Origin of the sequence: Nostoc sp. DedQUE12b (assembly GCF_034530835.1) — a bacterium.
Taxonomy (GTDB): Bacteria; Cyanobacteriota; Cyanobacteriia; order Cyanobacteriales; family Nostocaceae; genus Nostoc.
On record NZ_JAVRCI010000017.1, the window covers coordinates 79015 to 104194 of the forward strand.

At 40.8% G+C, this 25180-nt stretch carries 18 protein-coding genes and 1 pseudogene; 10 read left to right on the forward strand and 9 right to left on the reverse strand.

The features are described 5' to 3' along the window. The first annotated feature begins 80 nt into the window (after positions 1-80). The 4 genes from RMY16_RS11585 to crtO all read left to right on the forward strand — a co-directional run bounded on the left by RMY16_RS11585 (position 81) and on the right by crtO (position 5984). Complete coding sequence (locus RMY16_RS11585; RefSeq protein ID WP_322736478.1) at positions 81-1463, forward strand: cytochrome P450; 1383 nt, start codon at positions 81-83, stop codon at positions 1461-1463. A 483-nt stretch (positions 1464-1946) separates the two neighbouring features. Continuing rightward, complete coding sequence (locus tag RMY16_RS11590; protein ID WP_322736479.1) at positions 1947-3323, forward strand: cytochrome P450; 1377 nt, start codon at positions 1947-1949, stop codon at positions 3321-3323. 102 nt (positions 3324-3425) lie between these two features. Continuing rightward, positions 3426-4184 (forward strand): DUF2993 domain-containing protein, encoded by a 759-nt coding sequence (locus RMY16_RS11595; protein WP_322736480.1) that lies wholly within the window; start codon positions 3426-3428, stop codon positions 4182-4184. Positions 4185-4289: 105 nt separating this feature from the next. Then, positions 4290-5984: a beta-carotene ketolase CrtO gene (gene crtO, locus RMY16_RS11600; protein WP_322736481.1), complete on the forward strand. Its 1695-nt coding sequence runs from the start codon at positions 4290-4292 to the stop codon at positions 5982-5984. A gap of 85 nt (positions 5985-6069) precedes the next feature. Here crtO and RMY16_RS11605 read toward each other — a convergent pair whose 3' ends face one another. Beyond that, a complete protein-coding gene (locus tag RMY16_RS11605) occupies positions 6070-7806 on the reverse strand; it encodes a trypsin-like serine protease (RefSeq protein WP_322736482.1) in 1737 nt (578 codons plus the stop codon). Positions 7807-8434: 628 nt separating this feature from the next. On the opposite strand from RMY16_RS11605, the gene RMY16_RS11610 reads away from it, so the two are divergent. Together RMY16_RS11610 and RMY16_RS11615 are read left to right on the forward strand one after the other, a co-directional pair. After that, positions 8435-9178 carry a tetratricopeptide repeat protein gene (locus RMY16_RS11610; protein WP_322736483.1) on the forward strand — a complete coding sequence of 248 codons (744 nt, stop codon included), beginning with the start codon at positions 8435-8437 and terminating at the stop codon, positions 9176-9178. Between the two features lie 169 nt (positions 9179-9347). After that, entirely contained in the window at positions 9348-10859 is a 1512-nt protein-coding gene (locus tag RMY16_RS11615; protein WP_322667963.1) for a tetratricopeptide repeat-containing serine protease family protein, read from the forward strand. A gap of 31 nt (positions 10860-10890) precedes the next feature. Here the strand turns inward: RMY16_RS11615 and RMY16_RS11620 are convergent, their stop codons facing one another. Then, positions 10891-11508: a COP23 domain-containing protein gene (locus RMY16_RS11620; protein WP_322667962.1), complete on the reverse strand. Its 618-nt coding sequence runs from the start codon at positions 11506-11508 to the stop codon at positions 10891-10893. A gap of 167 nt (positions 11509-11675) precedes the next feature. Between RMY16_RS11620 and RMY16_RS11625 the strand changes: the two genes are divergently transcribed. Beyond that, complete coding sequence (locus RMY16_RS11625; RefSeq protein WP_322667961.1) at positions 11676-12548, forward strand: NAD(P)-dependent oxidoreductase; 873 nt, start codon at positions 11676-11678, stop codon at positions 12546-12548. A 126-nt stretch (positions 12549-12674) separates the two neighbouring features. Here RMY16_RS11625 and RMY16_RS11630 read toward each other — a convergent pair whose 3' ends face one another. After that, positions 12675-12836 (reverse strand): hypothetical protein, encoded by a 162-nt coding sequence (locus RMY16_RS11630; protein ID WP_322667960.1) that lies wholly within the window; start codon positions 12834-12836, stop codon positions 12675-12677. A gap of 301 nt (positions 12837-13137) precedes the next feature. On the opposite strand from RMY16_RS11630, the gene RMY16_RS11635 reads away from it, so the two are divergent. Together RMY16_RS11635 and RMY16_RS11640 are read left to right on the forward strand one after the other, a co-directional pair. After that, positions 13138-13686, forward strand: a complete 549-nt coding sequence (locus tag RMY16_RS11635) for a PEP-CTERM sorting domain-containing protein (RefSeq protein ID WP_322667959.1) — start codon at positions 13138-13140, stop codon at positions 13684-13686. 326 nt (positions 13687-14012) lie between these two features. Next, on the forward strand, positions 14013-15629 hold the full coding sequence (locus RMY16_RS11640) for an alkaline phosphatase (protein ID WP_322736484.1): 1617 nt from the start codon (positions 14013-14015) through the stop codon (positions 15627-15629). A gap of 385 nt (positions 15630-16014) precedes the next feature. Here RMY16_RS11640 and gcvP read toward each other — a convergent pair whose 3' ends face one another. The 3 genes from gcvP to gcvT all read right to left on the reverse strand — a co-directional run bounded on the left by gcvP (position 16015) and on the right by gcvT (position 20803). Then, entirely contained in the window at positions 16015-18927 is a 2913-nt protein-coding gene (gene gcvP / locus RMY16_RS11645; RefSeq protein ID WP_322736485.1) for an aminomethyl-transferring glycine dehydrogenase, read from the reverse strand. Positions 18928-19151: 224 nt separating this feature from the next. Next, positions 19152-19541, reverse strand: coding sequence for a glycine cleavage system protein GcvH (gcvH, locus tag RMY16_RS11650; RefSeq protein WP_289797706.1), 390 nt, complete (start codon positions 19539-19541; stop codon positions 19152-19154). 125 nt (positions 19542-19666) lie between these two features. Next, positions 19667-20803 carry a glycine cleavage system aminomethyltransferase GcvT gene (gene gcvT / locus RMY16_RS11655; RefSeq protein WP_322736486.1) on the reverse strand — a complete coding sequence of 379 codons (1137 nt, stop codon included), beginning with the start codon at positions 20801-20803 and terminating at the stop codon, positions 19667-19669. A gap of 267 nt (positions 20804-21070) precedes the next feature. Here gcvT and RMY16_RS11660 point away from each other — a divergent pair, with 267 nt between their 5' ends. After that, a complete protein-coding gene (locus tag RMY16_RS11660) occupies positions 21071-21568 on the forward strand; it encodes a pentapeptide repeat-containing protein (RefSeq protein WP_322667955.1) in 498 nt (165 codons plus the stop codon). 147 nt (positions 21569-21715) lie between these two features. Here the strand turns inward: RMY16_RS11660 and RMY16_RS11665 are convergent, their stop codons facing one another. The 3 genes and pseudogenes from RMY16_RS11665 to RMY16_RS11675 form a co-directional block, all read right to left on the reverse strand. Then, positions 21716-23485: a tetratricopeptide repeat protein gene (locus RMY16_RS11665; protein ID WP_322736487.1), complete on the reverse strand. Its 1770-nt coding sequence runs from the start codon at positions 23483-23485 to the stop codon at positions 21716-21718. Positions 23486-23763: 278 nt separating this feature from the next. Next, a complete protein-coding gene (locus RMY16_RS11670) occupies positions 23764-24078 on the reverse strand; it encodes a DUF3368 domain-containing protein (RefSeq protein WP_322736488.1) in 315 nt (104 codons plus the stop codon). 205 nt (positions 24079-24283) lie between these two features. Continuing rightward, positions 24284-25180, reverse strand: a pseudogene (locus RMY16_RS11675) (hypothetical protein); the annotation flags it as partial.

Below are 25180 nucleotides of genomic sequence, written 5' to 3' on the forward strand. Positions count from 1 at the left end.
TAAGTACTTTAAATGGTTACGCGACTAGAATTTCAATTAGCTTAAGTAGCAAAAAAAATATTAAGTAACAAAAAAAATTTATGAAATTACCAAATGGGCCGCAAATCCCAGCCCTTCTACAGATGCTACGCTGGATTACCAATCCTATGTCATTTATGGAAGCTTGCGCCAAAAGGTATGGGGAGATTTTTACTATCAGATTAGAGAAAAATTTTCCTCCTTTGGTGATTGTCAGCAACCCTCAAGCGCAACAGCAAATTTTGACAAATGATACCAAGGAATTAGAAGCACCTGGTGAGATGAATGAGGAGTTTGAATCTTTGCTGGGTAAGCATTCTGTGATTACCATCAGTGGGGCTGAACATCAACGCCAACGGCAATTGTTAATGCCTCCTTTTCACGGCGAAAGAATGCGAAACTATAGCCAGGTAATTACTGATGTCACCAAAGAAGTTATCAGCCAGTACCAAATAGGTAAATCCTTTAATATTCGGTCTGCTACTCAAGCTATTACCCTGCGGGTGATTATGCAAGCTGTATTTGGGCTATATGAAGGGCCTCGCGCCGAAAAACTACAGCAATTTTTGGGCGATCTTTTAGAAAAGGCTAGTTCTCGGCTAAGTGTGGCTTTGCTTTATTTTCCAGCTTTGCAAAGGGATTTTGGCCCGATTAACTTCTGGGGAAAACAGAAGCGCCTTCAGCAAGAAGCTGACGAACTCATCTACCAGGAAATTCGAGAACGTCGAGAACAAGCAGATTCATCACGCACAGATATTCTCAGCTTACTCATGGCTGCTAGGGATGAAGCCGGTCAACCTATGACTGATGAAGAGTTGCGCGATGAATTGGTGACTCTGTTGGTCGCTGGTCACGAAACCACAGCTACAGCCTTAGCATGGGCATTATACTGGATTCACAAAATACCATCAGTGCGCCAAAAGCTACTGCAAGAATTAGATAGATTGGGCGATAACCCAGACCCTAATATCATTTTCAAGTTACCCTATCTCAACGCTGTTTGCTCTGAGACGTTACGCATTTACCCAGTAGGTATACTCACTTTTCCCAGGGTAGTAAAGACACCCATATTGTTGGGTGGTTACGAACTAGAACCGGGTACAGTCGTACTTGGTTCCATTTATCTGACCCATCAACGGGAAGATATTTATCCACAACCTAAGCAGTTTAAGCCAGAACGATTTTTAGAACGGCAATTTTCTGCCTATGAATACTTGCCCTTTGGCGGTGGTGCTAGACGCTGTATTGGGCTGGCATTCGCCCAGTTGGAAATGAAGCTAGCACTTGCTCAAATCCTTTCTAGCAAGGAATTAGAACTAGTTAATAAAGGTGAAGTACGACCTAAACGCCGTGGTTTGGTGACAGGCCCAGATCGTCCTATTGAGATGGTTGTCACGAGTCAACGTCAGGTTAAGTCTCCTATTTTACAGACAAGCACTGTTTGATGCTGCGAGGTTTAATGGTTGTGTTCAGCAAACTTTCAATCATCTATACATTTAGATAGATTTTCAATGCTTTTAAACAATCCCCTATAGTCCTATTTAAAAGAGGACTATAGGGGATTTTAATATATTACAACTGTAAAAAGAATGGATTTTAAGACTGAGATTATACACCAAAATAAGGCATTTTGATATCACCAAAAGACGTAAATTTAATAGGTGTATACTAAAATAATTGAGTAAGTTTTTTCTGTAAATGCATTTAAAAATTCAGAAAAAATATTATTATTAGGTTTGTGAAAATTAATGATGATTAATTACCACTACGGTTCACTAAGTGGTAGGTAACTCCCGGCTATTCCCTGAAAATATTAAAAAAGTTTGCTCTAATTGCATCTTTTTAAGTAATATTAGGAGAATTAAGCCTTAACCTAAGCGAATTGAATTATTTGCGCTTTCTTAAATCCTAAAACTATCGAATAAACAATGAAACTATTTGATAATCTCCGCACACCAGCGTTGCTACAAACTCTGCAATTAATTGCCGAACCAACAAAGTTTTTAGAAAATAATGCAGCTAAGTATGATGATATTTTTACAGTCAAGGTAATGGGTTTAAAGTCACCACCAATAGTATTTTTTAGCCATCCCCAAACAATTAGTGATTGTTTTGCCATACCTGCACAAAAATTAGATTTTAAGAAAGCAACCCATGTATTTAAACCCTTGTTTGGAGAAAATTCTCTTGTATTTCAAGAAGCGCGATCGCACCAACAACAACGGCAGCTATTACTCCCAGCATTTCATGGCGATAATTTAAAATCTTATGGACAAGCGATTTGTCAAATTACTGAACAGTTTATACAAAATTGGACATCAGGTACAGATATTTGTATACACAAATTAATGTCAAATATCACTTTAGAAATTATCTTACAAGTGGTATTTGGGATTACTCATGGTGTGCGTTACCAACAATTAAAAGAACAATTAAGTTCTTTATTAGAAGACGTAACTAAACCTTGGTATTCCAGCTTGTTTTTCTTTCCTTTGCTGCAACAAGATTTAGGTGCATGGAGTCCTTGGGGAATTTTCTTAAAAAGACGAGAGCAAATTGACAAACTCATCTATGCAGAAATTTCTGAAAGACGTTGGCAAAATGATACTGCGCGTACAGATATTCTTAGTCTGCTGATGTCAGCGCGTGACGTAAATGAGCAACAGATGACAGATGAGGAATTACGCGATCAACTAGTTTCATTACTGCTGTTGGGTTACGAAACTACATCTGGTGTATTAGCCTGGATATTTTATTTAATTCACTCTCACCCAGAGGTTAAATATCGGCTAATGCAAGAACTAAACACCTTGGACAATCTCACAAATCCTGAAACAATTGCACAACTACCTTATCTCACCGCCGTCTGTCAAGAAACACTGCGAATTCATCCTATTGCTTTAATTTGCACACCGCGGATGGTAAAAGATAGCGTGGAAATTATGGGGCATAAATTTACATCAGAAACAGTTTTAGTTCCTTGTATTTATTTAGCACATCGCCGAACGGACACTTACCCAGAACCAGAAAAGTTTCGTCCAGAAAGATTCCTCAACCAAAAATTTTCACCTTACGAATTTTTACCCTTCGGAGGAGGTTATCGCGGTTGCATTGGTGCTGCATTTTCCATGTATGAACTAAAATTAGTAACAGCGATAATATTATCGCATTTTGAACTAAATCTTAGCGATAAACGTCCAGTGCATCCAGTGCGCCGTGGTATTACAATTGTCCCTAGCGGTGGTGTAAAAATGATTGTTACCAAAAAAGCAAAACTTAAAAGACAAACAATACTTTCTACTTGATTACTCAATCCTCCTATTTGCATATACCTCAATATAGATCCGCTCATTAGCATCTAGCCTTTACAGTAACTAGTAAGACGACATTTATAAGGTTACTATTTTATGCCTGATGAGCATCGGTTAGAGGAAAAATTTTTATCCCAAGAAGCTGAAAGAAGAATATCTGAAAAGCTAGATGATGCAGAAAAAATAGAAATAGATGTACAAACCGATCTTTTTAAAATAGTTCAGGGACAGGCGGATGGAGTTTCGGTTGCAGGACAAGGATTAACGATCGAAAAAGACGTTCGCATACAGGAAATAAAACTGCAAACAGATAGTATTAATATCAATCCATTAAGCGCTCTTTTTGGCCAAATAGAATTCAATGAGCCAGTAAATGCCATTGCTCGTATTCTACTTACAGAAGTAGATATGAACCGCACTTTGGCATCAGACTTTGTTCGCAGCAAGATGCAAGATTTTGATTTGGATGTAGATGGCAGAATTGTGAGTTTTGAGGCACAAAAAATTGAAATATTTTTACCTGGTGATGGCAAAATAGAATGTAGGGGAAGAGTAATGTTAAAGGAAAAAGGAAATACTCGCCCTTTAGCTTACACTGCGATCGCACGTCCACGCACTCATTCACAACCCGCGATGCTGGAGAGTTTTAACTGCACTGAGGGAGACGGGATTTCCATAGAAGTAGTTACAGCTTTAATGCAGAAAGCCAAAGAATTGATGAGTATACCATATTTTAAATGGGAAGATATGGTGTTTCATATTAAAGATATAAAAGTAGAAACTGGTAGTTTAATACTTCTGGTAGAAACTCAAGTGAAGCAAATACCATCATCCTCAGATATATTATCTCCTTAGTAGGATTGACAATAAAAAAAGATAATTTTTGTAACTGACGGATGATGTCAATTTAGCAAAAGTTTTTTATTATTTGGAAAGCTACTAAATTTCAAAAAAACAATTATGCAAGAGTATGATGTTGTGCTAATCGGTGCTGGGCACAATGGGCTAGTTTGTGCAGCTTATTTGCTAAAAGCTGGTTATAGCGTCCTGTTACTGGAAAAGCGTTCTGTTCCAGGTGGCGCAGCAACAACTGAAGAATGTTTACCGCAAGAAGCTCCTGGATTTAAATTCAATTTGTGTGCTATTGACCATGAATTTATTCACTTAGGACCAGTTGTTGAAGAATTAGAACTAGAAAAATACGGCTTGCATTATTTGGAGTGCGATCCGGTTGTTTTCTGTCCTCATCCAGATGGCAAGTATTTCTTAGGACATAAGTCAGTGGAAAAGACTTGTGCAGAAATCGCTCGTTACAATGAACGTGATGCCAAAAAATACGCCGAATTTGTAGATTTTTGGCAGCGATCGCTAGGTGCAATGATTCCTATGTTTAATGCACCGCCAAAATCAGTTATAGATATCCTTGGTAACTACGACGTCACTAAACTGAAAGATTTATTTTCTGTTATCGGTTCTCCAAACAAAACGCTGGACTTTATTCGCACGATGTTGACCAGTGCTGAAGATTTACTTAACGAGTGGTTTGATGAAGAATTTCTGAAAGCACCACTAGCCAGACTATCATCAGAACTTGGTGCGCCGCCATCGCAAAAAACCCTTGCTATTGGTGCAATTATGATGGCAATGCGTCATAATCCGGGGATGGCCAGACCTCGCGGCGGAACTGGCGCACTTGTGCAAGCTTTAGTGAATTTAGTCACAAGTAAAGGTGGCGTTATTCTCACAGATCAGCATGTTGAAAAAGTTTTAATTGATGATGGCAAAGCTGTAGGTGTGCGCGTTGCTGGGGGAAAAGAATATCGCGCTAAATACGGGGTTATTTCTAATATTGATGCCAAGCGGTTATTTTTGCAAATGACTGATAAGAGCGATATTGATGGAGCCGACCCAAATTTATGGGAAAGATTAGAACGCCGCATCGTTAACAACAACGAAACTATCCTCAAAATAGATTTGGCTTTAAACGAACCACTTCACTTTCCTCACCACGACCACAAAGATGAATATCTAGTCGGATCTATCTTGATTGCAGATTCCGTGGCTCATGTAGAAGAGGCACATAGTAAATGTACCTTGGGAGAGATTCCTGATGCTAACCCATCAATGTATGTAGTGATGCCTAGCTTCTTAGACCCCACATTAGCACCACCAGGTAAGCACACCGTATGGATTGAGTATTTTGCTCCTTATCAAATTGCTGGTGCAGAAGGCACTGGTTTAAAAGGTACTGGTTGGACAGATGAATTGAAAAACAAAGTTGCAGATAGGGTAATTGATAAGTTGGCAGATTATGCACCTAATGTCAAAAATGCAACTATTGCCCGTCGTGTAGAAAGTCCAGCCGAACTAGGAGAAAGATTAGGTGCGTACAAAGGTAATTATTACCATGTTGACATGACCCTAGATCAGATGGTATTTTTCCGTCCCTTGCCAGAAATAGCGAACTACAAAACGCCAATTGACAATTTATTTTTGACTGGTGCTGGGACTCATCCAGGTGGTTCAATTTCGGGAATGCCGGGACGCAATTGTGCGCGGGCATTTTTGCAGGCAAAACACCCGATTAGCCAAACTTTGAAGGATGCGCGGGATTCGATTAAGTCCACTGTCGAGTCAGTGTTTGGCATTAATTAAGCGTTGCGCAGATAAAATAGAGTAATACAGTTCAGATAAACCCAAAACCCTTATGTAGAGACGCGATTTATCGCGTCTTGATTTATCAAGCAATCACGAAAATATCTGCATTAGTCATGGCTAGACCTATTGCTAGTTGAGCAACTTGGATTTGACCAGATAAGCCTGTACCATCAGCATCAAAGAAGAAACCTCCTGTATTATTGTTGTAGATAAAGCGATCGCTGCTATCTTCTGCTACTGAACCGATAAAAAATTGCGTGGCTTGAAGTACACCCTCACTAAGTCCAGCTCCAAACCCTATTTGAGAAACATAAATTGTGTCATCTAAGGACGAAAAATCTGTAATGTTATCAATACCCTCAGAAAGAGTATTAATAGTAAAAACATCAGATCCAGTTCCTCCTGTTAGTGTATCGTTACCTAAACCTCCAACGAAAGTATCGTTACCACTTCCCCCTATAAGGATGTCATTGCTATTTCCACCATTTAGCTGGTTATTACTAGTATTACCAGTCCCATTAATATTAACTGTACCTGTGGTGAAATTTTCTTCACGGGCTGTTAAAGGAGAGCTAAGAGTTGATGAAATGGTCACAGGTAATATGGAAGTGGGCGTACTATTGGCAACAGTAAGTAAAGTCCTAAATACCTTTTGGTTGCTGCTTAGACTTTCATCAAACTCTTGGATTGAATTAGTTGGATCTAGAAATGAAATAACGTAGTAATTTCCAATTGGAATATTAGGAAACGCACCGTTCCAAGTCGCTGTTCCCAAATTGAATGGATTAATCGAAGAAATAGTTGTATTACCAATTAAGTAATGAGAGCCAATACTATTAGTGACATTGGTATCAGTAGAAGCGTAAAAAGAAACTGAGAAATCACCTGTTGCGGCTGTACCATTGTTGCGAGGATAGACCGTGATGCTGAAATTTTCCCCATTTTTAATAGTGTTATTACTAAAACTTCCAAGAGTTGTGTTAAACCACACATCAGAATCTACTAAATCAGCTTTGTCAGTGGGTTTGCGTGTAGCAGTATCTTCGTCGATCCAGTTTTGAATCTCATTATATCGAGTGCTTGTAATTCGGGCGAACTCGTTGTAAAGCGGAGTTTGGTTGGTGGTTGTCTCATTTGAAGCTACTCCATAAATAGTCGGTTCATTTGTGTTGGAATTATTAAGCCAGAGAGGGCCTCCACTATTTCCAGGTAAGATATCTAGCTCATTACTACGCAAGATCGAATCAGTTGTACTTGTGATTTTTCCACTCTGAGTCCACATATCATAGTTGTCAAACTTACCATCGCTATTGGAATCAAACTTATCAGAAGAGTATCCAGTGACATTCATTAAAGTTCCACTGCTGAGATTATCGTCATATCCATAGTTAAACCAGCCAGTGAAGTTTCCAATATTGCGGTCAAGAGTAACCAATCCTATATCGTATTGAAAAGTTTCGCTTTTAGTTTGATCTCCTTGAGTCCATCCTTCAAAAGAACGTGTATAAACAGATTTAGCTTCACTATAGTATTCATAGTCAGCTCGGTTTGTACCAGCAATGATATTTCCTTTAGAACCAAGCATCACCTCAATTCTATCTGCCCAACCCCCATATCTCGTGTCATACACACAGTGTCCTGCTGTTAAAAAGTGGTAAGGACTAATCATGGCACCAGAACCGTTAATGATAATATCATCAGCAGTATCAATAACCCCATCTGGGCCTTTCCAACGTATTCTCATCTTTCCTATAGCACTAAACGGAAAAGTTGTGGTGTTGCTAACTTTTGTCCGACCATCAGGGGAGAAAACAGACATAGTTTTAGATCGTTAATAGAAAATAATGAATACAAAATATATAAATTTAATGCCAAAAATTATTTCATTTCATTAGCAATTCGCCAGAAATTTATATGAAAAATATTTCCGAGAACTATGTTTTTAATTAAAATTAAATCTATAAATTGCCATAGTTTTAATATAAATTGTATCTACGATTTATCAAGAATTCTATTTTGTTTGAAGAAAAAGTAAAACTAATTAATAGAGATAAAAGTTGGAAAAATTAGGGATTCTGATATTACTTCCATCCTCATACCTTTGCTCCTGGCTGATTTATACCGTCGGCATTGGCGGATTGAAGAAGGTTTTTATCAAGGTGAATTACTACACAAGTACGATGTTTACAACAAGTCCCAGCTAGGCAATATATATAGCAACACAAATAATTGTTTTTTGAGTAAAGTAGATTCTAAGCGATTGCTTTATATGTATTTACTATGATAGTATTATACACGCTTGATTTTAATAAAGTTTTATGCATCCTCAACAAGAGTCTTTATGAAAATAAATATAAGTAAATTAATGGGTAAAAAGTAGTGTATTTTGATAATACTCAAAAAACTAACAAATTTTAACATCATCTAATAATTTTTGTAGGTACAGCATGGTTTTTCGGCACTGCTTCGTTGCATCTGGCTTGATAACTTTCTTGGCATTTGGCTGTAGTGGTGGGGCAAACTCATCGGCAGAAAATACTACACAGGTTGTCCAAGAAAGCAATGTAACCCAACTTTTCATAGAAGCGAAGGCTACGCAAAAAGCAGAAGATTACTTTCATCAAGGCAATAGTTTATTAGATAAACAAAATTATGAAGATGCCATAAAAGCTTATGATAAAGCGATCGCCATCAAAGTTGAGAGTCCTGAAGCTTGGATTAACCGTGGCATAGCCTTAACATCGTTGCAACGCTACCAAGACGCTCTTGCATCCTACGATCGAGCGATCGCCATCAAACCCGACAAAGATGAAGCCTGGTATAATCGTGGCATCGCCTTAACATCGTTACAACGCTACAAAGACGCTATTGCATCTTACGACAAAGCGATCGCCATCCAACCCGACAAATATGAAGCCTTAATTAACCGAGGCATTGCTCTGACAAAGCTGCACCGTTACCAAGATGCGATCGCGTCTTATAATAGAGCGATCGCCATCAAGCAAGATTTGCACCAAGCATATTACAATAAAGCTTGCTCTTATGCTTTACAAAGCAATCTAGAATTAGCAATTGAGAACCTAGACAAAGCAATCAAACTTGTTCCCGATAAATACAAAAAACTAGCAAAAACTGACCCAGACTTTAGTAAAGTACGTAGTCAAAAGCAGTTTCAGGAATTACTACAATAGTATTTAGTAATCATTACTGGGCGTAAAATTAAAGTCCAAGTCCACTATATTCCTGTTCATACCCTTTGTAGCAGCGATTTTAATCGTCCGGTGCAAAATGTAAGATCAATTACTTTAAAATAAAAGACAAGTCAAAATGAGTTAAACCATTAAATTATACAGGTACGGTATGATACCTTGGTATTGGTATGCTACCTTTGGTTTTGTCGCTTTATCTCTTATCAGCTGTAACAGCCGCAAAACACCTGGAGAGATTGCCAAAGCAGCGCAAGAAAGTGTGGTTTTAATCAACTATGCAGATAAACCAGGACAAGGTACAGGATTTTTTGTGCCGGGAAAAAACAAAGAAGTTTGTACCGTACTTACGGCGCGTCACGTAGTACCACCCAGCGCCAAATTAAAATTGCAAACCAACGACCAAAAAATCTGGACAGTAACAGATATCACACGCTTTCCCCAGCAAGATTTAGCTGTAGTGACATTTAAACCTGATGGTGGAACCTGTCTTTATAAAGCCCTTCCCTTGGGTGATTCTGACAAAGTGAGTCTGGGAGATAGTATCTACATCACTGGTTTTCCTGGTAATAGTTTAAAGAGACAATTTATTGTCGGTACAGTATCATCAATTGACAGCCTAACCGATGGCTATGGAATTTCCTACAGTGCAACAACCGCAGGAGGGATGAGTGGGGGCCCGGCGATGAATGCAGTAGGAGAAGTGATTGCAGTGCATGGGCTTACCGAATTAGAACTTACTAGACAAGCCGAACTTAAAGGTGAAACACCACCACCACAACAGCAGTCTACAACAATTGCTAATTCACAACCTGGTGATGGCACTTTCAAATGGGGTATCCCGATTAATACATATTTGACTGAAGTTGTGAAGCAAGCTGAGATTACCCAAAAGTCGGAAGATTTTTTGAATGAAGGCAATGATTACTTTGTCAAGCAAAAGTATAAAGAAGCGATCGCATCTTATGATCAAGCAGTTGCCATCAAATCTGACTACTATGAAGCTTTGCTTTATCGAGGTAGTACTTTAAATAAGTTGCAAAGATATTCCGAGGCGATTGCATCTTATGATAAAGCGGTTGCTATCAAACCTGACTACCATGAAGCTTGGTATAGCCGAGGTAATTCCCTATATAGCTTGCAACGGTATTCTGAGGCGATCGCATCTTATGATAAAGCGGTTGCCATCAAATCTGACTACCAGGACGCTTGGTATAACCGAGGTATTTCCCTAGATAATTTGCAACGGTATTCTGAGGCGATCGCATCTTATGATAAAGCGATTGCCATCAAACCTGACGACCATGAAGCTTGGAATAACCGAGGTCTTTCCCTAAAGAACTTGCAACGGTATTCTGAAGCGATCGCATCTTATGATAAAGCGGTTGCCATCAAACCTGACAAGCATGAAACTTGGCATAGTCGAGGTGTTTCTCTAGAGAAGTTGCAACGTTATTCTGAGGCGCTTGTATCCTATGAGAAAGTGATCGCTATCAAACCTGACTATTATTACGCTTGGATTGGCCGTGGGACGGCACTATGGAATTTAAAACAGTATGATGAAGCGCTCAAATCATACGACAAAGCGATTAGTATCAAACCTGATTATCAATTAGCGATTGATAATCGCAAGAGTTTGCTGAAGCTGCTTGGGCGGTCAAATTAGACGTAAATTTAAGCCTAAAAATAAATTAATGTTATTTAATAGCAGTTGAGCCAGCCTTGATATCCTCAGCTGCCAGATAGTTTTCAAAATTAACCTCAGAAGATTTAGCAGTAACAGTAGAAGTACTTGCAGAAGCAGAACCTTGTTCAACAGTAGTACCATTTTTCAAAGCCTCTGTCATCCGTCGCAGCGAGTCGTAGCCATCAGCATTAACTTTGAGAGTCACCAACAGATTGCAATTGTTGCGGTCTAGCTTGGTATTGACGCAGATTACAGATTGGCTGGGTGTTTTTGGGTCAAGACGATAACTCAAACCAATTAAACCATCTTGGCGAAAGTTTTCTAATCGTTGAGCAATTACATCGCAGCGTTTTTGTGTATCCCAGTCATCACCAAAGCTGTTAACCATCCTTAGCCAAGGCTTTTTGCCTCGGTCGTTACGATACATCACTGTCCACACTTCACCGCCGTTTTGTGTATCAGGTTGTAAAGCACAAGAAAAGCGGTCTTTTGAACCGAAGCCTGGTGTTTCTGGAGTCCAGCCAGTAGCAACAAGGTATGCCAAAGCTAAACCAGCAACACTCGCCACTGCACCAATAAAGCCAATAGTCAAATTCACTCCGTCAAATATATTTTTATTTTTAGACATAGAACCTGCCCTCAATTCCCCGTAAAGTGCTGGCATTATTAAAATACATCACCTACACAACAAATTACGGAAAGAATTTTAAAGTAATTGCGATCGCAATAAAAACACAGGTTAATATATCTACAAATAAATGAATTATCAAATATAACTTTAGCTTTACATAAAACATGAAAAAATTATTAATCACCGGGGCAAGTGGCTTTTTAGGATGGCATCTTTGCCAGCTTGCAAAACAAGAATGGGAGATTTATGGCACTTATTTATCCCATTCCTTAGAGATTCCTGGCATAAAAATTTTAAAAGCGAACTTAACCAATTTTCAGGAATTAAAACGTATCTTTAATGATGTCAAACCAGAAGCAGTTATTCATACTGCTGCACATTCACAACCAAATTTTTGTCAAACCAACCCCAAAGAATCACACGCAATTAATGTTATTGCATCCGGCAATATTGCCGGACTTTGCGCGGATAACTCCATTCCTTGTGCTTTTACTTCAACCGACTTAGTTTTTGATGGCTTAAATGCCCCATATCAAGAAACAGATGCCGTGTGCCCTGTCAATCTTTACGGTGAGCAAAAGGCGATCGCAGAAGCAGATATGCTAGAAAGGTATTCTATGACCGCAGTGTGTCGGATGCCCTTGATGTTTGGCGCAGCAACACCCACAGCTAAAAGCTTTATTCAGCCATTTATTCAGACTTTACAAGCCGAAAAAGAACTAAGTTTATTTATAGATGAATTTCGCACACCAGTAAGTGGAACAACCGCTGCCAAAGGGCTTTTATTAGCATTAGAAAAAGTTAACGGCATCATTCACTTAGGTGGCAAAGAGCGGATTTCGCGTTATGATTTTGGACAGATATTAGTGGAAGTATTTCAACTTCCTAGTACTGGTCTGAAATCCTGCCGACAACAAGATGTGAAAATGGCAGCACCTAGACCAACAGATGTTTCTTTAGATAGTTCTAAAGCATTTTCATTGGGATATCAGCCTTTATCTGTAAGGGAAGAATTAGAGGCAATACAATTCAGTTAAGACTAAGTGTTAAAACTAAAAACAGGAATAGACTATTTTGGAATGCGATTACCTCTGGTACACTACGCGTAGGTATCGCAACGGAAAAACCTGTTTTATTGAGAATTCAGTAATGTAATTGATAATTTAACCCCGATCTGACAAAATCACGTTACTCCCTTCTTTAACAGTCAAGCGATGGGTTTCTCCCACTTTCTCGCCTCCTAAATGAGAATTATTCTTGTAAAAGTGAAAATTTAATTTCGTGAAAGTCATATCTGATTGCATTCCACTCTCATTCAGGCTCATTACTATTTATTTAGATGTGCTTGCCCTATAGTTATCGGCTAATTTTTTAGTTAGCAAACTTAAATTAAATTTTATTTTTACCTTTGATTAAAGTTTGCTTAAACTCCTAATTTTAAAATGGGGTGTCTCAAAACAATTTGGGCAGTTGTTTGCTTCTTATTGAAAAAGAGAAAAATATTGATTTCATAACTGGCTCTAACGGTTATGAATTTCAATTGGGAAAATAAGTAAGTTAGATAAAAGCTATTTTTGTAGCTTGTAATTGCATTGCTTACAGAAGTTGATGGTAAGGTAAATTGAGATGAAATTGGTTCCAAATTTATTGGTTGCTGCTACTATTACTTTAGGTTTTGCTACCGTAGATGTAAAATCTGCATCTGCTGCAATTCTTAATTATGCTTTCACCGTTGATAGTCCATTAACAAAGGGGAATGGCTTTTTTAGCTTTGATGACTCAACCTTCAGCAATGACTATAATCCCGAAGCTTCCATTAAGTCACTTGCTTTCAACTTTGATGGCGATTCTACCATTTACACTGAACAAGATGATGCAAATTATCCAGATTTTCCTCTTGTTTTTAAAACCACATCTTTAACAGGGCAAACTTATTTTGGATTAGATTATCAGTTTAATGATAAAGCTAATCCTTCAAGTTCTATCAGTTATGAAATTATTGGTGAGGATTTTACAATTTACTCTAAAACTTCTCCCAATGCTGAACTTATATCAGGTACAGTTTCTTATAGACAAGTACCTGAACCTACACCTTTAGTTGGTGTTCTTTTTGCTTGTAGCCTTGGCTCAATCATGAAGAGAAAGGTAGCATCAATGAAAAAGATTAAAATCTAATCTTGGTTAAGTTGATATTAACAATTTCTTTGCCAAGGATTAATCTCTTATTAGTAGTCTTGGATGGGGGGAAACAACATCTGACATATTGATAGTAGAGGCAAAAATTGGAAGTTAATATCTGATTTTGATAATATCAATTCTCTATGAAGCTGCACATTATGAACCCTCCCAGCCTCTCCTTAACAAGGGTGGTGGGGTTATTTGTATGGGTCTTAATAAAGAATTGCTATAAGGGAATAATTACGAAATTTTCCTACAATTACTCCACTATCTTTGTGTTAGCTGTTCTGTACTTTAACTGACCTGTTAGCCAGGAGTAGAGAATGGTAGATTACCGGAATTTTGAGCAGTTCCTGCACAGTCGAATTAAACGACGCAACTTAATTATTGGGGCAGGAGCATTATCTGGTTTAGCGATCGCTAACCAATTTTCTTCTCAAAGAGCGATGTCTGCCGACAAGCCGCTAGGCGTCTACGCTAAAAGCAGATTTTCCAATTATCCTTTCACTTTAGGTGTAGCATCTGGTGAACCCTATCCTACCAGCGTAGTGATTTGGACTCGTCTGGCTCCTGAACCCTTAAACGGAGGTGGAATGCCACCTGTGAATGTGCCAATTCGCTGGGAAGTAGCAACCGATCCAGATATGAGACGTATTGTCTCTAGAGGTACGGTACTGGCAACTCCAGAACTAGCTCATTCAGTTCGAGTTATCGTAGAAGGACTGCAATCTGATACTTGGTACTGGTATCGCTTTCTTGTTGGTCAAGACGCTAGCCCCATTGGTCGTACTCGTACAGCACCTTTAGCAAATAGCTACTTAAGCAAATTTAACTTTGGACTTGTCTCTTGCCAAAACTATCAGCAGGGATTTTATACCGCCTACAAATATCTAGCACAAGAAGACCTCGATTTAGTAGTGCATGTTGGCGATTACATCTATGAAGGGGGAATCTCAAACAATGGCCCCAGACAGCACAACAGTGAAGAAATTGTGACTTTGGAAGATTACCGCAACCGTCACGCCCTCTATAAAACCGATACCAATCTGCAAGCAGCTCATGCAGCGTTTCCCTGGATTGTTACCTGGGATGACCATGAGGTAGAAAACAACTACGCCAACAACATCTCACAAGTTGATACTGAACCAGATCAGGAGCGGGCAATTTTCCTCCAACGGCGGGCTATTGCTTATCAGGCTTACTACGAACACATGCCACTACGCCCCTTCTCGCGTCCCGTTGGTCCCGATATGCAACTTTACCGTCGGCTCTCCTTTGGTAACTTAGCCACCTTCCATGTTTTAGATACCCGCCAATATCGAACTGATCAGCCCTGTGGTGATGGCACTAAAGAACGTTGCCCAGAAAACTTAGATCCGAATGCAACGATTATCGGTCAAGCACAGGAGAATTGGTTATTTGATGGTTTAAATAATTCACAGTCCAAGTGGAATGTTTTGGCGCAGCAGGTTCCAATTGCTCAAAGAGACATGAAACCAGGAGAAGGCGGAACTTACAGCATGGATAAATGGGATGGTTATGTGGCTTCGCGCGATCGCCTCATGGCTTTCCTCGGACAGCGCCAGCCTTCTAATCCAGTATCCTTGGCAGGTGATGTGCATTCCCACTGGGCAATGAATCTGAAGGCTAACTTTGATCAGCCAGAATCGGCCACACTTGGCAGTGAATTCGTCTGTTCCTCAATTAGCTCCGGTGGCGATGGATTGGATACTAGCCCAGCAGTTGAAGCTTACTTACCCGATAACCCACACATTAAGTTCTTCAATAATCAGCGGGGATATGTTCGCTTTGCTTTGACTCCCACAACCTGGAAGTCAGATTATCTAGTTTTATCAAAAGTCACAACCCCAAATGGCACTATTAGTAAGCGGGCTTCATTTGTGGTTGAAGATGGTCGTCCAGAAATACAACAAGCTTAATCGTTTAATTCCCAGGTATTGAGACCAGACAATCACAGATAGAAACAAGTAAATACTGATGATTTAACTGTTTCTATCTGTGTTTTCATTTTCAGAATTTATATCTGACTTTTCACGGGATTTGGAAAACCCCGCTTCCATTCCTCTCTTCTACACCTGTCAGGGCTGGGGGGGTTAGGTTTTCCGTTGGCTTTTCCACATGACGTGAAAACTCAGAATTTAGATACGTTTGTTCTGCAAAGATAAGGAAAAAATGCTTAGGGACTTCCAGCGAATAAAAATACCCCATCGTCGGGATGCACATCTGTATGCCCCTACTGTATTGCAATTAGAGGAGTTAGGAGTTTTAATTCTTAACTCATAACTCCTAACTCTTCACTTCAGTTTAATAAGCATCCATTGACAGACAAGAGCAAACAAAATTCCTGTCGCCAAAGGCTGCATCAATGCGACCAACAGCTGGCCAGAATTTATACTCACGAGTCCAAGGCGCAGGATAAGCAGCTTGTTCGCGAGAATAAGGATGCTGCCATTCTCCAGTGATGAGACTTTCGGCAGTGTGGGGTGCGTTCTTCAAAACATTATCTTGAATATCCACCTTGCCAACTTCTATTTGGGCAATTTCTTGGCGAATAGAAATCAACGCATCACAGAAACGATCCAACTCTTGCTTAGATTCACTTTCTGTAGGTTCCACCATGATTGTACCCCCTACAGGCCAGGAGACAGTCGGTGCATGGAAACCATAATCTATGAGACGCTTGGCGACATCATCGATTTCGATCGCAGCTGATTTTTTGAGCGATCGCAAATCTAAAATACATTCATGGGCAACTAGACCATTTTTCCCCTGATATAAAACGGGATAATACGATTCCAGTTTCTTGGCGATGTAGTTAGCGTTGAGAATCGCCACCTTAGTAGCTTCGGTTAAACCATCTGCACCCATCATGGCGATGTACATCCAAGAAATCACCAAGATACTAGCACTACCCCAAGGCGCAGCAGCAACCGCACCAATATTTGAGTGCTGAGTTGAGTCGTTGATAGTAACAACAGGATGTCCGGGGAGAAAAGGCACAAGATGAGAAGCAACGCCAATGGGCCCCATACCAGGGCCACCGCCACCATGAGGAATACAGAAGGTTTTGTGCAGATTCAAGTGACAGACATCGGCGCCAATATCTCCAGGACGGCAAATTCCCACTTGGGCGTTCATATTTGCACCATCCATGTAAACTTGTCCACCATGACTATGGACAACAGCGCAGATTTCCTGAATTGGCTCCTCAAAAACACCGTGAGTTGAGGGATATGTCACCATTAAGGCGGCGAGTTCATTGCTGTGTTTTTCTGCCTTAGCCTTCAGGTCATCAACGTCAATATTACCTTGTGAATCACAGGCAACAGCCACCACCTTCATCCCGCACATCACCGCACTCGCTGGGTTTGTCCCGTGTGCCGAAGTGGGAATTAAACAAACGTTGCGGTGTGCTTCGCCCCGATTTTCGTGATACTGACGAATTACTAAAAGTCCCGCGTATTCGCCCTGAGAACCAGCATTTGGTTGTAGAGAAATTCCCGCAAAACCGGTAATTTCAGCTAACCATGCCTCAAGTTGCTGGAATAGGATTTGATAACCTTGCGTTTGCGACGCCGGGGCAAATGGATGAATCTTGCCAAACTCCTCCCAGCTTACCGGAATCATCTCAGCAGTTGCATTCAACTTCATTGTGCAAGAACCCAAAGGAATCATCGATGTTGTTAGCGACAAGTCCTTGCTTTCAAGTTTGTGCAGATAGCGCAACAACTCAGTTTCTGAGTGATAGCGGTTAAAAACTGGGTGAGTGAGATATGTACTTGTACGGGAGAGAGGAAGATGTGAGGATGAGGAAGAAGTTAATTCTTCTAAAGTGAAGGGTAAATCATCTGTACCAGCGAAAATCTGCCAGAGGTCGATTAAATCTTTTGGTGTAGTAGTTTCATTCAGCGAAATACCAACAGTAGTTGCATCAAAAACCCGTAGATTAATTTGAATTTGTTCGCTAGCTGCCAGAATATCTTTTAAATTGCGTCTTCCCAGTTGTACTCGCAGCGTATCAAAGAAATCTTTGGAACTGATGCTGTAACCCAAACGTTTCAGTCCTTCTGCCAATAACACCGTCAAAGAGTGGATATTTTCGGCAATTTGCTTCAGTCCAGCAGGGCCATGATAGACAGCGTACATACTCGCCATTACCGCCAACAGCACCTGTGCAGTACAGATATTACTAGTAGCTTTTTCGCGGCGGATATGCTGCTCGCGGGTTTGCAAGGCGAGACGTAATGCAGGCTTACCCTGGGCATCTTTTGATACACCCACAATTCGCCCTGGAACCAGCCGTTTATAATCTTCCTTCGTAGCAAAGTATGCCGCATGAGGCCCACCGAACCCCAACGGAATACCAAACCGCTGAGTGCTTCCCACAGCAATATCAGCACCAAGTTCCCCAGGAGGGGTCAGCAAAGTTAAACTTAGAGGGTCTGCTGCTACCGTCACCAATGCACCCTTAGCATGGGCTTTTTCGATAAAAGCGCGGTAGTCGTAAATAGTGCCATCACTTGCAGGGTATTGCAGAACAGCCCCAAAAATTGCTCGAGCAAAATCAAATGTTTGATGATCGCCAACAATAATCTTAATCCCTAATGGTTGAGCGCGTGTTTGCAACACATCAATGGTTTGGGGATGGCAATCACGAGAGACAAAATAGGCATTTGCCTGATTTTTGGAGACACCATAGCTTAAGCTCATCGCTTCAGCTGCTGCTGTGGCTTCATCAAGTAATGAAGCATTGGCAATTTCTAAACCTGTGAGGTCGATAATCAGGGTTTGAAAATTCAGCAGCGCTTCTAGTCGCCCTTGGGCAATTTCTGGCTGATAGGGAGTGTAGGCAGTATACCAACCGGGGTTTTCTAGTATGTTACGCCCAATCACAGGTGGGGTAATACTGTCGTAATAGCCCATACCAATGTATGAACGGAAAACCTGATTTTTGGCAGCAACTTTTTTTAACAATGCCAGTGCTGCATACTCACTTTCTGCTGCTGGTAATTTTAGCGGTTGCTTCAGCCGAATTGCCTGTGGAACTGTTTGGTCGATTAGAGCATCCAGGCTGGGAAACCCCAAAACCTTAAGCATAAGTTGGATGTCATCAGAGTTAGGGCCAATGTGTCTTGGCACAAAACTACTTAACTTTTGACTTTTTTCGTCCAGCACTTGCTGCTCATTAGACTTGAGAATAGGGGCGTTCAATACCACAAATTACTCTCCAGATGGTACTATTATCATATTTTGCAATAAATACTCTTAAACTGGGGGCTAAAGACTGGCGATTTGGAAGATATTGGATAGGTGAATAAGAGTAATTATTAATTACCTTCTCCACTCACCTACTCCCTTACTCTTCCAATCAGCACTCAGCACTCAGCACTTAGCACTTAGCACTCAGCACTCAGCACTCAGCACTCAGCACTCCTACTCTCCTACTCTCCTTCTACTTGGGCGCGATACTCATCTGCTGTCAAGGCATCTTCAACTTCGCCAGGGTCATTGACGCGCACTTTCAAAAACCACCCTTCCCCGTAAGGGTCTTCTGACACTTCTTCGGGAGAACTAATTAGGGCTTCATTCCGTTCTATAACGGTGCCTGTCACTGGTGAATTCAGTTCCTCAACGGCTTTCACTGATTCAATTGTGCCAAAGTTTTCTCCCCTGGTAAGAGCATCGCCAATTTCTGGTAGTTCCAAAAAGACGATATCACCCAATTCATGTACGGCAAACTCAGTAATGCCAATAGTGGCAATTTCACCATCTATTCGCACGTATTCATGAGAATCCAGGTATCTGAAATCTTGAGGATATTCAAAAGACATATCACTTCCTCTCCCTTATTAAAAAAATTATTGCCCCAATAGTTATCCAAGCCATATTTGGTAATGAACCTGACTGTAGATTGAATAACTCACAACACATTATTCCTCAAAAACCTCAGCGCTTATCAGTTGGCAACACGATTTTTTGACCGATAAAAGGGACGTTTAACTACAACTGCTGGATAAACTTTGCCGCGAATTTCGATTTCTAGCTGCTGACCAACAGTTGCTAGCTGGGTCGGAACGTAGCCTAATGCAACAGGATAACCAAGTGTAGGTGACAGGGTGCCACTAGTAACTTCTCCCACAACTTTACCTGTGGATAACACTTGATAGCCATGACGAGCAATGTTGCGTCCTTGGGTTTGCAAACCTACCAATCGGCGCTGCACTCCCTTGGCTTTTTGCTCTGCTAAAACTTCCCGACCAATAAAATCGCCTTTGGTATCTAAGTGAACTAGCCACCCTAAACCTGCTTCTAAAGGTGTGGTGGTTTCATCGATATCTTGTCCGTAAAGTGCCATCGCTGCTTCTAGGCGCAGAGTGTCTCTGGCACCGAGTCCACAGGGGATAACACCACTTTTATGGAGACTTCGCCACAATTCTACTCCCACATCCGGGTCTACCATCACCTCAAAGCCATCTTCCCCGGTGTAACCTGTGCGGGCTAGGAAGGCAGGTTTACCTAGTAGAGTTGCTTCTAAATGTCCAAAGGCTTTGATTGGTTGTAAGTCTTCTTTTACTAATGGCTGGAGATATTTAATCGCTTTTGGCCCTTGCACGGCAATTAAGACTTTATCTGGTGAAAGGTCTTGGAATTGCAACTTATCTAGGTCAAGGTGTTGCAATAGCCATGCTTTATCTTTACCAGAGGTTGCCGCATTGACTATGATGAATGCCTTTTGTATACCACTGGTGTCTTCACCTTGATAATAAACAATGATGTCGTCAATAATTCCCGCTTGGGGATTTAACAATACGGTGTATTGTGCTTGACCAGCTTGCAAACGACTCAAGTCAGAAGGTACTAGTGGCTGGAGTTGGGAAATCAGGTTTTTACCTTGGAGGGTAAATTTGCCCATGTGGGAAATATCGAACATTCCGGCTGTATTTCTTACAGCCTCGTGTTCGCGGCTAATTCCACTAAATTGCACAGGCATTTCCCAGCCACCAAAGCTGGTAAGGCGTGCTTTAAGTTCTACACCCAGTTGATATAAAGGGGTTCGCGCCAGAGATTGGGCGTTGTCTTCTTGATTATCCACAGGTAATTATTGCGATCGCACCTCAACATCTATCATCCTACGAGATGCTTTCTGGTTTTACAGTTTTGTATATCGAATTAGGGCATTGGGCAGAGATACACAAGGCAGAGGAGCAGAGGGGCGGAGGGGCAGAGGGGCAAAGGAAAAAGACTTACTACTACTAATTCTCCCCTGCTCCCCTGCTCTCCACTCCCCCATCCTCTTTGTCCCCTTCTGTAAGGTTTAATAGTTAATAGTAGAAGTGTTGAGATTTATTAAGAAGACATTATGAAATATTGGCAACTGTTAGCTAGCTTTGTCTTAGCTATGGTTCTTTTTTTGTTTCCTCTATCGGCACAAGCTGCAAGTTCTTCTAGTATTACCCGTTCTGTAGGTAATGATGAACTCAAGGGCAAGGATTACTCTGGCCAAAGTTTAATTGGTACTGAGTTTACCAATCTCAAATTAGAGAATGCTAATTTTACCAATGCTGACTTACGTGGTGGCGTGTTTAACGGTAGCGTATTGGAGGGAGTAAATCTGCATGGTGCTGATTTTAGTGAAGGCATAGCCTATCTAACAAGGTTTAAGGATGCTGATTTAAGTGATGCTGTGTTGACTGATGCGATGATGCTGCGTTCTACTTTTGATGGCGTGGATGTCACCGGTACTGATTTTACGAATGCAATTTTAGATGGAATACAAGTGAAAAAGCTTTGTGTTAAAGCAAGTGGTGTAAATTCTAAAACTGGTGTAGAAACTCGCAAGTCTCTAGGATGTAAGTAAATCCTAATCCCTCTTCGCTAGTGGAGAGGGGTATATTTTTTTAACGAATTACGAACTTGTACTGAACGTAGCCGTTGGCGTGGTCACTGAGCGTAGTCGAAGTGCAGCCTCTCCAAGAGTTGTATTACGAATTACGCGCAGCGATCGCTAATGATATGCTTCTCTTAAAAAGCTGGCATAATTTGCCCGAACCGTCATAGTTGTCGGATGACTTATACCTAAAGTCCGTTCGCAAATTTTCAAAGCTTTCTCAAATAAGGGTTTGGCTTTCCTGTAGCGTCTTGTATGACGGTAGAGTGCTGCTAGATTGTTCAGGCTAATGGCGACATCGGGATGGTTATTTCCCAGCAGGCGTTTACTCAGTTCTAAAGCTTGCTCATACAAAGGTTCGGCTTGTTTGTAACTTCCTGTAGATTCGTAAAGTTGTGCTAAATTATTCAGGCTGGTGGCAACATCGGCATGGTTATCTCCCAGCAAGCGTTTTCTCAGTTTTAATGCTTGCTTGAACAAGGGTTCGGCTTCGCTGTAGCGTTTTGTATAACAGTACAATGCTCCTAAATTATTCAGACTGGTGGCAACATGGGGATGTTCTTCTCCCACTAAACGTTTCCACAATTCTAAAGCTTGCTGATATAAAGGTTCGGCTTCGCTATAGCGTCCTGTATATTCGTAGATTAATGCTAAATAGCTCAGGCTAGTGGCGACATCGTTATGTTCTTCTCCTAGCAGGCGTTTTCTCAGTGCTAAAGCTTGCTCAAGCAAGGGTTCAGCTTCCCTGTAGCGTCCTGTGGTTTCGTAGAGTGCTGCTAAATTGTTCAGACTAGTGGCGACATGGATATGTTCTGAACCAAGACGATTTTTAGTTAGTTCTACACACCGTTGCAACCAAGGTTCTGCTTGCTGATAAAGTCCTTGACTTTGATAAAACCAGGCTAATTTGGTGAACAGAGTGATTAGATTGTCATCGCCTAGATATTCGGATAGGTGAGTTGCAACTTCTGTAATGTGCGGGATATGTGGAGTGAGGTTGAGAATGTCTTCAGAGTTAAGCTGTTGCGGAATTAGCTTTGCTACCTCTAACATCATGGCTGCAAATTTAGTTTTTGCTTCATCCGCCTGACTTGATTTATCCAACTTCATTCGGAAAAGTTGCCGAATCTGTGGATTTAGAAGATAAATTCCTTTATTTTTCTGTTGTAATAAATGTAATTCTAGTAAATCGGCTATGGCTTTTTTGTTGAGTTCTTGTTTTTTGTCATCTTCTATTGTCTCAACAGATAGGGGAATGTCAGCGAAAGCACACAAACTTAGCAAACAGCCAAAGTTTTGGGCATTCTCATCCAACAGTTCCCAACTCAATTCAAAAGCTTCAAATATACCGTATTCATCAGGCATCAATGAGTTAGCATTGACTACTGGTTCATGTTCCACTCGTTTCTTCTCTAGCCGCTTCAGCAGTGTTTCCAGAGACAAATCTGGCATCTTATCCAAATATCGTCCCACTAACTCTAACGCTAAAGGTAAATATCCTAAAAACTTACAAATTCTTCTCGCAACCCAAGCTTCTTGTTGCAGTCGTTCTCGAACCACTAGCGATTTGAATAATTTCATCGCTGCCAATGGTTTGAGGACAGCCAATTCGCTATTATTATATTTTGCGCTCAGGTAAGCTTGTAACTTTTCTAGTTTGTCTCGATTGTTGAAAGTCGCTAACTCAGGATTATTCTGGGCAAACTTGTCATATACCTCACCCACCCACTTTGTGAAAGCGGCAATATCAACGTTTAATTCGCTGACAAGTTTAGCTTTAGTTTTACTTAAGTTTTCTGTCTGAAAATATTTTGTAAAAGCTGCCGTTTGCTCTAGAGATAAGCCATTATTAGCAGCTTCTTTGGCTAGAAAATTAGCCCATTGCATAAGTTGTGAAGTTTATTTTTATTGTAGCTTTGTCTCCATTGGAAAATATTCTCTCTTTGGGGTAAAAATATCATTTGTATAAAAATATTTAAACCTAGTGGCTTGCCTTTAAGTATCGCCATTTGAGCCTCTTTCTGAAGTTCAAGTTTCGAGTTTTGTACCCAAAATGGGTAGGCGATATCTACGACGGTCTACGTCTACGTACTTTGTTATTTAGTATGAGAATCAAACGGCAGTCGCAGAGAGGGAAAAAAGAAAGAGAGAAAAGGAAGCAAAAGCTATTTTAAGTTAAAATTGGTGGCGATCGCTATTCTCCTGCTTGTTGTTTTTAGTAAATTAACTAAAGTATCGGATAACCACAAACCAGCGTCACGCAAAGCTTGAATTCCAGGAGATATGCTTGGGATTATTCCACGTCTTTTTGCTAATATCAGCAAGCCTCCGGTTCTGATGGTAGTAATACCTAAAGCTTGACCACAACGCCGTGCTGCTCTATCGTCAACAATAGCGGCACAGTCGGAATTTTTTAGTGCCAAACTCAATACTTGTGATTCTTTCTTTCCCAAATCCCAAGCTGCTACGATTTCTTGCAAAAGTCGGGGTAAAGGGGAAGGGGAAAAGGGTAAAGAAACTCAAAATCCTTTCCCTTTAACCTTTTTCCTTTTCCCTAAGAGTGCAAAAATATATTTTTGCAAGAGACTTTTATCCTCGAAGTTGCGCCTTTTATCCTCGAAATTAGGATGCTACTCAAAACAGCCAGATAAATACTCTATCCCTTCTGCCCTCTGCCTCTTAATACTAAGGTGACTGATTTAACACCCACTTCAACCACTGGCTAAAAGAACTTATAGTATTCAACCTTTGAACTCCAGGCGCACGAGCAGCGGACAGTCCATCAACGGCGACTAATGCGGCGTATTGCAAGCCCAAAAAACTATCAACTGCGGCATAAGGGCCACCTAAAGTAACCGCTCCTGCAGCATACATTTGACCTCTATCGCTACGCATTTCTACTAATTCAAAATTGTTCGCTACAGTCAATCGCCCCAAGTGATTCACTGGCAGATTGTAATGTTTTACCAAATCCGCTAAGAGGGGATTGGCATCTATCTTGGCATCCAGTCCGGTAGCATCAACAATAAAATCAGCTAGCAATTTCATTTCCCCAAAGCTTTGCTCTCGGATACGGGTAATAGTCCGGTTTTGGGCATCTCGTTCCACATCTAGCACCTCACCAAAGGTAATTTGATACCAGCCTTCGCTTAACCCTTGGGCAGTAATTTGCTGCCAGTCGTGGCGGTCGGCGGTGGTAGTTCCACCCCAGTCTGCTAGTAGACGCTTGCGTTCATCGGGGGTGGCTTTTTCTAACATTGCCCGGAGTTCACCGCCCCAACAGGCTTTCGGCCAGTTAAAGGGTTGAAATTCGTAATGATTTTTGACTAGGCGCTGGGTATTTTGAAATTTGTTGCCTTGAGGTTTAGGCGATCGCATTAAATGCAAAACTGCAATATTCCGATTTCGCTTTCTGGCTTCATAAATGCGCTGCACAATCCGCGAAGCCACAATTCCCCGCCCTCGAATCAATACCGTACCACCCTGTTGCTCTAGTTGCTCATAAACATGATCGTGAGCTTCATAAGCATTAACTACAGATTTAAAGTCTTGATATTTTTCTCTATAAGCTTGCAAATCTGG